This window comes from Opitutus terrae PB90-1, from assembly GCF_000019965.1.
Taxonomy (GTDB): domain Bacteria; phylum Verrucomicrobiota; class Verrucomicrobiia; order Opitutales; family Opitutaceae; genus Opitutus; species Opitutus terrae.
The window spans coordinates 2,852,990-2,867,031 of sequence record NC_010571.1; the positions used below are offsets into that span (position 1 = coordinate 2,852,990).

Sequence of the window (14,042 nt, forward strand, 5' to 3'; positions counted from 1 at the left end):
GGCTGATATCCGCCTGATCACGCGGCACCGTATCATCGTTTGGTGGAGTACGGTGCGGCGAAACCCTCACGCGTCAGGTGTCGTGGCGATGGAAGCCGGGACGCCGGGCGAGGCAAAGCTGAAGGCCATGATCGCACGGTTCGTGCCCGTGGAGATCAAGGTCGACGTGTCTCATCTGCCGCCGAACGAACTCGCGGCGCTCCACAAGATGGTGGAGGCCGCTACGCTTTTCGACACGCTGTTCCTGCGTCAGTCCGCGCCGCAGAACGAAGCGTTGCTCGCGCAGCTGGTGCGCGACGCGTCGCCACTCAGCCGGGCGCGGCTGCACTATTTTCGGATCAACGCCGGCGCGTGGTCACGGTTGGACGAGCGGGCGCCGTTCCTGCCGGGCGTGCGCGAGAAGCCGGCGGTGGTTCGCACGGCGCTCGGCTACCACCTCGTCGCACTCGACCGAGTGGACGAGGCGATGCCACCCCTGGAGGATGCGCTGAAGCTCGACCCCTATTGCACACCGGCCCACTACCGACTGGCGCAGGCGCTGGAGACGCTCGAACGCCCCGAGATCGCCCAGCGGTACCTCCGCGAGGCGGCGCGGCTGGAAGCAGAGCAACTCAACCGCTGACGGGGGCGCGCGTCGCACGCCAGCGCTCGATCGCGGCTTGCAGTTCGGCGGTGCGCATGGGCTTGCTCACGTAGTCGTCCATGCCGACGGCAAGGCACTTTTCCCGATCACCGTGCATGGCATGCGCGGTCATCGCGATGATATAGGCCGGCGCTTTCCAGTGGCAGGGATGGATGCGATCCTGCTCGCGCTGGCGGATCGCGCGGGTGGCTTCATACCCGTCCATCTCGGGCATCTGGCAGTCCATGAAGATCACGTCGTAGGGTGCGCGGCTCAGCGCTTCCAGCACCTCCAGGCCGTTGGCGACCACGTCCACCGAGCAGCGGAGCTTCTTCAGCTGTGCGGCGGCGACGGTCTGGTTCACCTGATTGTCTTCGGCCACCAGGGCGCGCAAGATGGGAGGCTCGGGCGTGTCGGCTGCGTTCGGTTTGCTCCGCGCCGGGGTCTCGTAGGACCGCGTGAAGACTTGGGCCACGCCGATCGCATCCATGAGTGTGTCGAAGAGCCGGGACTGTTTGACGGGTTTGACGAGGTAGGCGTCGATGCCGGCGGCCTGCAGTTCGTCGCGGGTGAGGCGATGGCCCAGCGAGGTCAGGATGATGAGGTGAGTCGGGGCGAGGGCGGGATCATCCTTGATTGCGCGGGCGAGAGTCAGTCCGTCCATCTCCGGCATCTGCATATCCAGGAGGGCGATATCGTACGGCTCGCCGGCGGCGGCGGCGTCCCGCATCAGCCGGAGCGCCTCATGGCCGCCGGCGGCACTGCCCTTCTGCATGTTCCAGGCGAAGATCTGGTGCCGCAGAATCTTGCGATTGGTCGCGTTGTCATCGACGACGAGCACCCGCAGGCTGGTGAGGTCGCGCTGTACGCGGCGGACACGTTTGGGCGCGCCGGTCTGTTTCTGAAATTCCACGGTGAACCAGAAAGTGGAGCCGACGCCCGCCTCACTCTGTACGCCGATCTCGCCGTGCATCATCGCCACGAGTTGCTTGGAGATCGCCAGACCAAGACCGGTGCCGCCGTACCGGCGGGTGGTGGAACTGTCGGCCTGCTCGAAGGATTGGAAGAGTCGCGCCTGCACGTCGCGCGAAATTCCGATGCCGGTGTCGGTCACGTCGAAGCGCACGATGGCGTGGGTGGCGGTTTCGCGTTCGAGGGTGGTGCTCAGAACCACCTCGCCGTGTTCGGTAAACTTGATCGCGTTGCCCAGCAGGTTGGTGAGGATCTGGCGGAGCCGGCCGGGATCGCCGCGGAGATAGCGTGGCACCTGTGGTGCGATGCCGTCGATCAACTCGATGCCCTTGCCCTGCGCGCGCTCGGCCAGCATGTCGAGTGTGCCCTCGATGGTTTCGACGAGGTCGAAATCGAGTTCCTCGAACAGCAGCTTGCCCGCTTCGATCTTGGAGAAATCCAGAATATCGTTGATCACCGTCATCAGATTCTCGGCGGAATTGCGGACGGATTCGGCGAACTGCCGCTGTTCGGGATCGAGCTTGGTGTCGAGGAGCAGGCCGGTCATGCCGATCACGCCGTTCATGGGGGTGCGGATCTCGTGGCTCATGTTGGCGAGGAACTCGCTCTTGGCGCGCGCGGCGGCTTCGGCCGCGAGTTTGGCCGCCTGGAGTTGCTGCTCGGTGCGCTTGAGCGCCGTCACGTCCTTGGTGATCCCGCAGGTGCCGATGATCTCGCCGGCGCGGTTGCGGAGCGGGACTTTCGTGGTGAGGCCCCAGGTTTCCGTGTTCCCGGACCAGCTTTCCCTTTCGATTTTGCCGACGATCGGTTCGCCGGTGCGGATGATCGCCTGTTCGTCGGCGAAGGCCGGCTCCGCGTGCTCGCGGGTAAAGAAGTCGAAGTCCGTTTTCCCGACTACGGCGGCGGGGTCGCGGAGCCCGAACTTGCGCGCCAGGCTCGTGCTGATGCGCCGGAATCGGGAGGCCCGGTCCTTGAAGTAAACGTGGTCGTCGATGTGTTCGAGCAGCCCGCTGAGCAGGTCGCGTTCGTGCGCCAGTGCCTCCTCGACAGCCTTCCGGTCCGTGATGTCCCAATACATGCCCTGCGTGCCAACCACTTCGCCGTCGGCGTCGATGATCGGCACCTTGATGATGTGGATCCAGCTCTTCTCGCCGCTGGGCAGGACCTGGAGTTCGTCCTTCTCCAGCGGCCGGCGGGTTTGCATCACGATCAGGTTGTCGGCCGCATGGGTCTGCGCGAGTTCGGGCGGGGACAGGTCGAAGTCGGTCTGGCCGAGCAGCGCGGCGAGAGGCTGCCCGCGACGTTCGCAGTATCGCTGATTCGCGTACGTGAGCCGGCCCTCACGGTCCTTCCGGTAGATGAAGACGGGCAGGTGTTCGAGCAGGGATTGGAGAAACTGCTCGGAAGCCGTGGCTGAACCGGTGGGGAGGGGAGTTCCAGCGGGGTCGTCGTTCATGATACAGGAGTGTCGAGCACGGTCCGAAGCGCGCAGGCCAGCGCCTGCGTACGGAAGGGTTTCTGCAGGAAGATGCCGCCCGGGAGTGCAGGAGCGCGATCGAGGATCGCGCGGCCGTGGCCGCTCGTGAAGATCACGCCGAGTCCGGGAGCAGCGGCCCGGAGCTGGGCAGCGAGGTCCAGGCCGCTTTGGCGACCGTCCAACACCACGTCCGTGAGGAGCAGCCGGATCCGCGAGCGGTGCCATTTCCACGTCTCCCGCGCGTCGGCGGCGGTGCCGGCCTGTAACACACGGTAACCGAGATCCTGCAGGACGGCGGTCGTGAATTCACGCGTCAGTGGGTCGTCCTCCACAAAGAGGATGGTCGGATGACCAAGGCTAGAACGATCGTCCCGTATCGCCGGCTCGTCGGGCACGGCGTCGCTGGGGGCGGCGGGGAGGAACACCGTGAACTCCGTGCCGGCGCCGGGAGTGGATTTGACCGCCAGCCAGCCTTGGTGCTGCTGCAGGATGCTGTACGCGGCGGCCAGGCCAAGGCCGGCGCCGTGCCCTGGCGGCTTGGTCGTGACAAACGGCTCGAACAGCCGCGGCAGCACTTCGGGCGCGATGCCGGTGCCGGTGTCAGCGACGACCACTGTGACGAATTCACCGGCCCGTGGGCCCGCGTGCCGGGCCGCCTCGGCGGCGGTGAGGACAACATTGGCGGTGCTCACGCGACACTCGCCCCCGTGCGGCATCGCGTCGCTGGCGTTGCGCGTCAGGGCGACGAGTATCTGTTCGAGCATGTCGGCGTCCGCGCGGACGAGGCGCAGCCCGGGCGCGAGTCCTAGTTCCAGCGTGAGGCCGCGGTGCAGCGACCGTTGCAGCACGGTGGTCAACTGGGTGGCCAGCGCATTGAGATCGAGCGTCCGCAGCTGCGGCGGCGAACGACCGCTAAGAAACAGCAACTGCCGGGTCAGACTGACGGCGCGTTCTCCGGCCATATAGATTTCATTCAGCCGTTCGCGCGTTTGCTCATCGAGCGCGGGATCACCCAACAGCATCATTGTGCGGCCGGTGATCGTCGTCAGCAGCGTGTTGAGCGGGGGCGCCAACCCGGCGGTGAGCTGCACAAACGGCCGCAGGTCGGTTGGCGTGGAAAATGACGCGATCGGAACGCTCGCGTCGTCATCGGTGCGCGAGGTCATGGGCGGGAGTGGCTTGTCCAGGTCAGCTGTGTCTTCTGCCTGACCGCAGGCGCCGGGAGTGAGTACATGACGCGGGAGCGGCAGCGTCCGCCGCCATGCTGGTGATTGTGCTCAGCGCGCTGGCGACGACAAGCCCGGCGTGTCGCCGCCACCAATCAACCTAGCGCTTGAGTTCCGAGGTTGATTCCGTGGCTCGCAGCAGGAGCAGCGGACGGTTCGGTGGCCGTGCCTCGAGCCGCCCGGCGAAAAACGCGCCTACGGGTCGCCGCTTGACAGCGCCGGGCTGGAGCAATCACTCACCGGCATGCGAATCCTCATTTCCGTGCTCGCGGCCGCGCTGCTGAGCGGATCGACCGGGCTGGGCAACCAGCCAGAGACCGCCGCTCCGAACCTCGATCAGTTGCGCGCGATGACGGCGCGGTTCGTGCCAGTGGAGATCAAGGTGGACGTGTCCCATCTGCCGCCGAACGAGCTCGCGGCGCTGCAGAAGATGGTGGAGGCGGCGAAGCTCTTCGACGCGCTGTTCCTGCGTCAAGCCGCGCCGCAGAACGAGGCGCTGCTCGCCCAGCTGGTGCGCGACGCGTCGCCGCTGGGCCGGGCGCGGCTGCACTATTTTCGAATCAACGCCGGCGCGTGGTCGCGGCTGGACGAGCAGACGGCGTTCCTGCCGGGCGTCAGCGAGAAGCCGGCGGGCGGCAACTTTTATCCGGTCGACGCCACCCGCGATGAAGTGGACCGCTGGATGCAGCAGCTGCCGGCGGCGGAGCGCGCGAAGGCCACGGGATTTTTCACGACGATCCGGCGTGCGCCGGACGGCGGGTTGATGGCGGTGCCCTACAGCGTGGAGTATCAGAACGAGCTGATCCTCGCCGCGCGGTTGCTGCGCGAAGCGGCGGCGGAGACCAAGCAGCCCACCTTGAAGGCGTTTTTGGAAAAACGCGCGACGGCGTTTTTGTCGAACGACTACTACGAGAGCGACCTCGCGTGGATGGAGCTCGACGCGACGATCGAGCCGACGATCGGGCCCTACGAGGTCTACGAGGACGAGTGGTTTAATTTCAAGGCGGCCTTCGAAGCCTTCATCGCGGTGACCGATCCGGCGGAGACGGCGAAGCTGGGAAGCTTCAGCGGCCATCTGCAGGAGCTGGAGGATCATCTGCCGATCGACCCGCAGTATCGCAAGAAGCTCGGCGGCTATTCGCCCATCCGCGTGGTGAACCTGGCGTTCGGCTCCGGCGACGCGAATCGCGGCGTGCAGACGGCGGCGTTCAACCTGCCGAACGATGAACGCGTCGTGGCGGAGAAAGGCTCGAAGCGCGTGATGCTGAAAAACGTGCAGGAGGCGAAATTCGAAAACGTGCTCGTGCCGATCTCGCGGCGCGTGCTGGCGAAGGCGGATCAGGGCCATGTCGCGTTCGAGCCGTTTTTCACGCACATTCTGATGCACGAGCTGATGCACGGGCTCGGGCCGCAGACGATCACGGTCAACGGGCGCGAGACGACCGTGCGCAGCGAGATGAAGGAGTTGAATGGCACCCTCGAAGAAGCGAAGGCGGACATCTCCGGCCTGTGGGCGCTGCAGCATCTGATGGACCACGGCATGCTCGACCGTGCGCAGGAGCGCGCAATGTACACGACGTTTCTCGCGTCGACCTTCCGCACGCTCCGGTTCGGGCTGACGGAGGCGCATGCGAAAGGCATGGCGCTGCAGCTGAACTGGCTGCTCGACGCGGGCGCGTTCACCGTGGCGCAGGACGGAACGTTCGCGGTGGATCTGGTGAAAGTGAAACCGGCGGTCGAATCGCTCACCCGCGCGATCATGACGCTGCAGGCGCACGGGGACTACGCTGGAACGAAACAGCTCTTTGAGAAAATGATCGTAGTCCGGCCCGAGGTGAAACGCGCGCTCGACGGGTTGAAGGATCTCCCGGTCGACATCGAACCGACGTTTGTGATGGGGGAGAAGAGCTGAGAGCGGAGAGGGGAAAGTTGAGAGTTGAGAGTTGAGAGTGGGGAAGCACCTTGGTGCGCCCTCGGGCGTCGCCAGCGACGCCCCCGCGATGATCGCGCGAAAGCGCTACGCCCTGAGGTTGAGACCGGAGAGAGCTCGACGGCGCAGATGTAGCCGGGCTCGTTGAGCCCGGGACCCGGGTCATCGACCCGGGCTACAACTCGCGCGAAACGCTGACGCGTTCCGCTGCGCTGCGGTTCACTTGGCGAAGGCCGGCTCGGGAGCAGGCGCGGACACGAAACGCGGGGCGAGCGAGCGATAGGCCGCGCGCAGGCACTGCTGCGTCATCGACCAGTCCATGCACGCGTCGGTGATGGAGACTCCGTAGCGGAGCGGGCCGGTGGGCGGCGGGTGAGGTTGGTTCCCGGCGAAGAGATTGCTCTCGAGCATCACGCCGCGAAGCGCGGTGCGGCCGGCGAGAATCTGGCGCGTCACGTCGGCGAGAATACGCGGCTGGCGTTCGGGCACGCGCCCGCTGTTGTCATGGCTGCAATCGACCATGATCGTCCGGTGCAGTCCCGCCTTGGCGAGCAGCACGTCCGCTTCGACCAGGTGTTCAGCGGAATAGTTCGGGCCGGCGGAGCCACCGCGGAGGACGAGGTGGCAGTCGGGATTGCCGCGGGTATGGATGGCGGCGGAGCGGCCGTCGGCGGTGAGCCCGAAATACGTGTGTCGCTGCGCAGCGGCTTTGATGCCGTGCACGGCATTGCGCAGATTGCCGTCGGTGCTGTTCTTGAATCCAATCGGCATCGGGAGCGCCGAGGCGAGCTGGCGATGCGGCTGCGATTCCGCGGTGCGGGCGCCGACGGCGGTCCAGCAAACCAGGTCGGCCAGATACTGCGGGCTCACCGGATCGAGAAACTCGGTCGCCGTCGGCAGGCCGAGATCGAGGATGTCGCGGAGCAGGCCGCGGGCGAGTTGCAGGCCGCGGGCGATGTCGCCGCTGCCGTCGAGATGCGGATCGAGCAGCAGGCCCTTCCAGCCGCCGACGGTGCGCGGTTTTTCGAAATACGCCCGCATCACGATGACAATCCGATCATCCAGCTCGTAAGCCAGGTCGGCCAGTCGGCGGGCATACTCGCGCGCGGCGGCCACGTCGTGAATCGAGCAGGGGCCGACGATCGCCAGCAGCCGCGGATCATCGCCGAACAGAATCTCGCGCAACGTCTGCCGGCTGTGCGCCACGAAATCCGCCTGCGCAGGCGTGCGCGGCAGCGTGGCCAACAACTCCGCGGGGGCGGGGAGAGGCGAGATAGCGGCGACGTTGAGATCCGGAGTGCGCAAGGGGAAAATGAGTCGAGAGCCGAGAGTCCAGAGCGGAGAGCGCGGAAAGTTGAGGGATGAGAGTTGAGGGTTGAGTGGCGGGCGTGTTGTAGCCGGGCTCGGTGAGTCCGGCCGGCCCCGGGGTCAGCGACTCCGGCTACAAGGAGCCGCGGAGAAAACGACGAGGAAACGCGACGAGGGCGTCGCGTCTCCGGGGGCTGAGGTCGTTCCATTCGCGTCCATTTGCGTGGATTGGCGGGACGGTTGGATGATCGAGCTTACGGCCTAAAGCCTGCCGCCTGTTGCTTCCTCAGATTACCGCCACGGCTTCCATCTCGACCAGCAGGTCGTGACGGCAGACATCGGCGATCACGCAGACCTTCGGCAAGGCGGGGATCTGCAGCAGACGGGTGACGCGTTCCCAGGCTTCCCAGGCGGCGCGGTCTTTGCAGAACAACGTGGCGGAGGTGATGTTCTTCAGCGAGCCGCCTTGTTCCTCGAGGATGGCCGCGATACTCATCAGCGTCTCGAGACTCTGGCACTCAGCGTCACCCACGTGAGTGCTGGCGCCCGCGCTGTTGATGCTCGCGGTGCCGGAGATGTGGACGATCTTGCGGCCCTCGATGGCGAGCGTCATGCCGCGCGAAAACGCGGAGCCGTAGTTGAAGGAGGAATCCTGCCGCGGACTTTTGCGGATCGGCGTCGCGACCATGCTGCGGCCGTCGGTGTCGAGCGCGAGGGCGTCGACGATGCATTCCTCGTCGTCGCTGAAACACTGGATGCCCGTGCTCGCCGGGTGCGCGGGGCCACCGGACACGCCGAGTCCGACGGAGGTGTATTTCGACGTGCGGATCCGATTGAGATCGCTGTACCACTCGAGCAGCCGGCGGACGTAGATCCACGTGCGGACAACCTGGTTGTAGTGAAAGTCGTGTGCGGCCAGGCCGGCGCCGAGATTGTTGAACATCGCCTCGGCCTGCGCGCAGTGCCCCGCGGCGAGCACGCCATCCGGCGTCGTGCCGCGCACGCCCGCGAGATGTAGCAGGCGAAAGCCGGCGCCGCTCCACAAACGGCCGCGGCCGGTGACGGGGTTTTCCACCGTCGTGACGCACGCTTCGCCATTATGCGCGACGATGCCCCAGATTTGCAGGCCGACGAACTCGCAACCGTTGAGCGGCGTGCCTTGGATCCACGTGGCGGGCATGCTGCGGTCGATGCCATGGGCGCGGTAAGCGGCCTCGCGGCGCTGCAGCACCTGCTCGCGCACGCGGGCGTAGCCATAGATTTTCTCCTGGATCGGCTGGATGCTTTTCTGCGCGAGCACCGCGGCCACGTCGTTGAAGGCCTGATCGGCGGCGAGCGCGACCGACATCGTACCATTGATCGTGGCAGTGAGGTGATACTCGGTGAACGATTCGTGTTCGTTGGTGCGAACCTCCACGCGGCACGCGCCGAACGCTTCCTGCGTGTTGCTCTTCATGATTGGGCGGGCGCTTCGCCGAGGGCGTAGCCGGACCGTCCGCTGCACCGTGGGGCTACCGGTTGGTAGGTCATCTTAACTCCTTCTAGTGCGGCGGCCATAGGGTTAGAACAACTTCACGGGGACGACTTGCCGCCCCGACGTGGCGATCCGCGCTGTCGCCCGGGTTAACCGCGCCGGCCGGCCGACGGCGAACAGGTTGCCCATCAGCTGCCTCTCCTTGCGGAGCGGCGGCGCCTCGCGTGGCTACTCCATCGCCGCGGCGAGTTCCTCGTCACTGGCGCGGTGATTCGGTCGCCGCATGAGCAACACCAGGGGGAGCGCAGCGAGCGCGACGTAGAGCATGAACCGGAAATCGCTCAAATACGCGAGCAGCGCGGCCTGCTGCGAAACCAACCGTTCCAGCAGCGACTGGCCGGCGGCCGTCGACGGGTCCAGGAGCGCCGGCAGATGCTGCATCGGATCCCGAAACGGCTGCACGAATTCGGCGAGGTTGGCGTGTGCGCGGCTGTGAAACTGCCCCAGCAGGTAAATGACAACCGAGATGCCGATGCTCGAGCCGAGATTCCGCGACAGGCTGTAGAGCGCGGTGCCCGAAGTCCGCAGATCGGCAGGTAGGGTGGCGAAGGTCATCGTGCTAAGCGGCACGAAGAGGAAGCCGAGCCCAAGCCCCTGCACCACGCCGGACCACACGAGCATCGTGGCCGTGACATCGAGCGAGAACCGGCTCATCTGCCACAGCGCCGCGGCCGTCAGCAACAGCCCCAGCGCGACGAGCCAGCGCGGATCCACCCGCGAAACCAGCCGGCCGACGATGATCATCGCGAGCATCGTGCCGACGCCGCGCGGCGCCAGCAACATGCCGGCGGTCATGACCGGATAATTCAACAGCGTCTGCAGGAACGGCGTCAGCAGGGCCAGCGTCGCCAGCAAGATCACGCCAACGACGAAGATGAAAATCATGCCCGTGGCGAAATTGCGGTCGCGGAACAGCCGTAGGTCGAGAAACGGCCGGCGCGCGGTCAGCGTGTGCACTACGAACAGGTAAAGCCCGAGCCCGGACAGTGCCGCCTCGGCCATGATTTCCGGTGAGTCGAACCACTGCAGTTGTTCGCCGCGATCGAGCATCATCTGCAGCGCGCCGATCGCGACCGCGAGCGTGAGAAAGCCGAAGCCGTCGAAATAGAGTCCGCGCTGCGGGGTGGTTCGATGCAGGTAGCGCGAGAGCCCGAGAAACGTCAGCACGCCCACTGGCAGGTTGATATAGAAGACCCAACGCCAGTCGTAGGTCTCCGTCAGCCAGCCGCCGAGTGTCGGACCCAGGATCGGGCCCACCATCACGCCGACGCCCCACAGCGCCATCGCCGAGCCATGCTGCGCCGGCGGGTATTCGTCGAGCAGGACCGCTTGGGAAAGCGGCACGAGCGTCGCGCCGAAGACGCCTTGCAGCAGTCGAAAGAGCACCATCTGGCCGAGCGATCCGGCCAGGCCGCAGAGGACCGAGGCGAACGTGAAGCCCGCGACGGAGAGCAGGAACAGGTTTTTCCGACCGAGCCGGGCGGACAACCAGCCGGTCGCCGGCATCATGATCGCCGCGGCGACGATGTAGGACGTCAGCACGAGATTGATCTGGTCCTGCGCGGCCGAGAGGCTGCTCTGCATGTAGGGCAGCGCTACATTGGCGATCGTGGTGTCGAGCGCCTGCATGATCGTGGCGAGCATCACGCAGACGGTGATGGCGCCGCGGTGGGTGGCCGCGGGGGCGGGAACGGCGGCGGTCATCCGGAAACCTGATCCGGCTCGCCGAAGCTGCCGGCAAGGTCGCGCAGCGCACGCGTGTGGCCGGTGTCGATGCGGACCTCGGCGCTCATGCCGGCGCGCAGCGGCCGCGCCGGGTCGTTGGATTCCACGCGAATGCGCACCGGGATGCGCTGCACGGTCTTGACCCAGTTGCCGGAGGCGTTCTGCGGCGGGATCAGCGCGAACTCGGCGCCCGTGGCAGGGCCGATGGCGGCGACGCGTCCGAGCCATTGGCGATGCGGGTAGGTGTCGATTTCGATCTTTACCGGATTGCCCGGCTGCAGATGCGTGAGCTCGGTTTCCTTGAGGTTGGCTTCAATCCACACGTGATCGGCGGCGACCAGCGTGAACGCGGGTTGCGCCGGCTGCAGGAATTTGCCGACGGGCAGATTGGTGACGTTGGCCACGATGCCGGCGATGGGCGCGGTGATCACGGTGCGGGCGAGATCGCGTTGCGCCTTGGCGACACGCGCCCGCGCGGCGAGGAAGTCGGGATTCTGTTCATCCGGTCGGTCGACGCCGCCGAGCGAGGCCAGCACGGTCGCGGCCTCCTGCTGCAGAACCGACACGCGCCGGCGGGCGGACTCGACGGCGTGCCGCGCCTGGTCGAGCGCGGCGGCGGGCGCGACGTTGGTCGCATTCAGCTCCTCCTGCCGGTGCAACTCGGTCTCGGCGAAGGCGAGCTGTTCCTGCGCCTCGCCGATCGCGGCGACCTTGGCTTGGTAATTGGCGCGCGACGTGGCGAGTTCCAGCCGCACGGCGGCGAGTTCGGCCTGCGCTTCGGCGAGCGCGATCCGGTAGGGTTCGTCATCGAGCCGGAACAGCACCTGGCCGACGGCGACCGGCTGATTCTCACGCACGGCGACATCCTTCACCGCGCCGGCCACCTCGGCGGTGACGGTGAGCTTGTCGGCATGGACGTAGGCATTGTCGCTGGTGACGATGCGTCCGCCGTGCAAATAAAGCCATAGCGCGGCGACCGCGACGAGGAGAGGGCCGGCGAGCAACAGCACGCGGCGGCGCCAGCGGTGTGCCGGAGTGGGATCGGCGGAAGGAGAGGAGTCGGTCGACATAGACAAAATGGGACGGAAAGATCGGAGGCGGGGCGCGCGACAGGCGCGTCGGCTCAAGCGGCGGCGCCGCGGACGATCAGCTCAACGGCGGCGGCGAGATGCTCGGTGGCGGAGTAGTCCTTGGGGACGTTGGAGGCGCGGCTGAGCACGCCGGTGAAGATCATGCCGCCGAACAGGTCGGCCAGCAGCGCGGGCGACAGGTCGGCGCGCAGTTCGCCGGCCGTTTGGGCGAGTTCGAGCCGCTGGACCAATGCTTCGCGCAGCGGCCGAAAAATCCCGCGGAAAACCTGCTGCTGGCTGACGCGATGGTGATGGTGGATTTCACCAATCATCGCGCGGATGAGCGGCAGGTTTTGCTGGAGCAGTTTTTCGTAGGTGCGACCATGCGCGAGCAGATCGGCGGCGAAGTCGGCGCTCGGAGCCGGAATGGGAGCGGCGGGGGCGGGAGCGTCGGGGCCAAAGTTCTGCTGCACGACCGCTTCGAGCAGGCGTTCCTTGGTCTGGAAAAGTCGGAACAGTGTGACCTCGTTCACGCCGGCCTCGCGCGCGATCTCGCGGGTCGTGGCGCCGTTGAGCCCGTCGCGTGCGAAAATGCGCGTGGCGGCAGCGAGGAGGCGGTCGCGGGCGGGGGCGGGAGCGGTCTTCAAATCATGCATGCAAGTGGATGCTTGCATCGAAACCGGAGCGGTCCGGAATGCAAGCGCGACGGTGTTTTCCAGCGGCGGGGCGAGCGGAGCGCCCGCTGATTTCGCCGATCCGCCGTCCCGTATTTCCGCCGATGGCTGGCGCGCGGCTGGCGGTTATAGTCCGGCCATGGGTTACATCCTCCTCCTGATCCTGTTGGTGGCCGTCGTGGCGGTGCTCTTGATGGCGTTCATGGGCGGCAAGAAACGGCCGGTGGGCCGGGCCAAGCCGGGCGATGATGTGACGCCGAAGCAGCCCGCGGCCAACGAGGCGACCCCGCACGCGTCCGACCTGGCGAGCAATCGCGTGGCGGATCAGGCGCAGCAGCGCACGCCGCCGGCTTAGTCGCGGCACACGCAGCTTGCGCGGGCAGAAACGGCGAAACGCTGACGCGCTCCGCTACGCCAAGCGCGGTGGAGCGGTGTCTCTCGGGGCAGCGCGAACGAGTGACGGGAGGCAAGTCTGCCGGATCACGGGCGGGACGCCCGTGCCACATCTTCATCCGAGGCCTCGCCGGGTTTTGCCGCGGGCTTTTCCGGTTCGAGCGGTTTGCGGCCGCCGGCGGTGCGGGCATGGATGCGCGTGAATTCCGCTCCCAGGAAAAGAATCTGCGCGGCGTAGTAGCACCACAGCAGCAGTGCGATGGCCGAACCGGCGGCGCCATAAGCCGAAGTGACGCTGGAACGCGCGAGGTAGAGCCCGAGGACGGTTTTGCCGAGGACGAACAGCAGCGCGGTGACCGCGGCGCCGGTGCCCACGTCGCGCCAACGGACTTCCACGTCGGGGAGCAGCTTGAAGATGATGGCGAACAGAAATGTGATCACGCCAAACGAGAACGTGAAGTTCAGCGTTTGCCACACGCCGGTCGGAAGCTCGGCGAGGCTGGAGGCGTTTTCGCCCAGCCAGGTGAGCGCGGCGCTGAGCGTGAGCGACACGAGCATGATGAAACCGGTGGCCAGCACCGCGCCGAGGGAGAACAGCCGGCGTTTGACCGTCGCGAGCCAGCCTTCGCCGGTGTAGGCGGGAGCGCGCCAGATGGTGTTCAACGCGTCCTGCAGATGCACGAACACGAACACGGCGCCGACCATCAGTGTCGCAAGGCTGACGATCGTGGCGAACGTGGCGGTGTCGCTGCCATAGTTGGGCGGCTCGACTTGGGCGAGTGCGCGACTCGCGTCGCTGCCGACGAGATTTTCGATCTCGCCCAAGATCCGGCGGCGTGCCTGTTCTTCTTTGAAAACGATCTCGGCGACGGCGACGGCGAGCACCAGCAGCGGGGCGACGGCGACGGTGGTGTAGAAGGCCAGCGCGGCGCCGAGCTGCGGGACCTTGTCGAAGTAGTAGGCCTTGATCGTCTCCCACACCATGGCCCCGAGCCGACGCAGCAATCCGCGGCGCGGTGAGGGCGAAGGCGACGGCGGCGGGGTGTTCACCTGCCCAGAGACCAGCGAAACGAACGCCGGTGCGGCGGTCACGTAGCGGAAGCCGTGAGGC

General features: G+C 66.5%; 11 protein-coding genes. 3 read left to right on the forward strand and 8 right to left on the reverse strand.

Annotated elements, in window-relative coordinates; translation table 11 throughout:
- The first annotated feature begins 88 nt into the window (after positions 1–88).
- Positions 89–622, forward strand: coding sequence for a hypothetical protein (locus OTER_RS26420; protein ID WP_012375035.1), 534 nt, complete (start codon positions 89–91; stop codon positions 620–622).
- On the opposite strand, the gene OTER_RS11220 is transcribed toward OTER_RS26420, so the two are convergent.
- Complete coding sequence (locus OTER_RS11220) at positions 612–3,050, reverse strand: response regulator (RefSeq protein ID WP_012375036.1); 2,439 nt, start codon at positions 3,048–3,050, stop codon at positions 612–614. The two genes, OTER_RS26420 and OTER_RS11220, sit on opposite strands and share 11 nt — an antisense overlap.
- Positions 3,047–4,237 (reverse strand): ATP-binding protein, encoded by a 1,191-nt coding sequence (locus OTER_RS11225; RefSeq protein WP_012375037.1) that lies wholly within the window; start codon positions 4,235–4,237, stop codon positions 3,047–3,049. The genes OTER_RS11220 and OTER_RS11225 overlap by 4 nt, the downstream gene beginning before the upstream one ends.
- 304 nt (positions 4,238–4,541) lie before the next feature.
- Here OTER_RS11225 and OTER_RS11230 point away from each other — a divergent pair, with 304 nt between their 5' ends.
- The gene (locus OTER_RS11230) at positions 4,542–6,209 is read left to right on the forward strand and encodes a dipeptidyl-peptidase 3 family protein (protein WP_012375038.1); all 1,668 of its coding nucleotides are present in this window, start codon (positions 4,542–4,544) and stop codon (positions 6,207–6,209) included.
- 237 nt (positions 6,210–6,446) lie between these two features.
- On the opposite strand, the gene OTER_RS11235 is transcribed toward OTER_RS11230, so the two are convergent.
- The 5 genes from OTER_RS11235 to OTER_RS11255 form a co-directional block, all read right to left on the reverse strand.
- Entirely contained in the window at positions 6,447–7,532 is a 1,086-nt protein-coding gene (locus tag OTER_RS11235; protein WP_012375039.1) for a 3-deoxy-7-phosphoheptulonate synthase, read from the reverse strand.
- A 289-nt stretch (positions 7,533–7,821) separates the two neighbouring features.
- Positions 7,822–8,991, reverse strand: a complete 1,170-nt coding sequence (locus OTER_RS11240) for a Rid family hydrolase (protein WP_012375040.1) — start codon at positions 8,989–8,991, stop codon at positions 7,822–7,824.
- 246 nt (positions 8,992–9,237) lie between these two features.
- Positions 9,238–10,773 (reverse strand): DHA2 family efflux MFS transporter permease subunit, encoded by a 1,536-nt coding sequence (locus OTER_RS11245; protein ID WP_012375041.1) that lies wholly within the window; start codon positions 10,771–10,773, stop codon positions 9,238–9,240.
- Positions 10,770–11,864 (reverse strand): HlyD family secretion protein, encoded by a 1,095-nt coding sequence (locus OTER_RS11250; RefSeq protein WP_012375042.1) that lies wholly within the window; start codon positions 11,862–11,864, stop codon positions 10,770–10,772. Before OTER_RS11250 ends, OTER_RS11245 begins: the two co-directional genes overlap by 4 nt.
- Before the next feature lie 53 nt (positions 11,865–11,917).
- Complete coding sequence (locus tag OTER_RS11255) at positions 11,918–12,520, reverse strand: TetR/AcrR family transcriptional regulator (RefSeq protein ID WP_012375043.1); 603 nt, start codon at positions 12,518–12,520, stop codon at positions 11,918–11,920.
- On the opposite strand from OTER_RS11255, the gene OTER_RS11260 reads away from it, so the two are divergent.
- Positions 12,519–12,893: a hypothetical protein gene (locus OTER_RS11260; protein WP_052300366.1), complete on the forward strand. Its 375-nt coding sequence runs from the start codon at positions 12,519–12,521 to the stop codon at positions 12,891–12,893. The genes OTER_RS11255 and OTER_RS11260 overlap by 2 nt on opposite strands.
- A gap of 125 nt (positions 12,894–13,018) precedes the next feature.
- On the opposite strand, the gene OTER_RS11265 is transcribed toward OTER_RS11260, so the two are convergent.
- Positions 13,019–14,023, reverse strand: coding sequence for a YihY/virulence factor BrkB family protein (locus OTER_RS11265; protein WP_148218089.1), 1,005 nt, complete (start codon positions 14,021–14,023; stop codon positions 13,019–13,021).
- Positions 14,024–14,042: the final 19 nt, after the last annotated feature.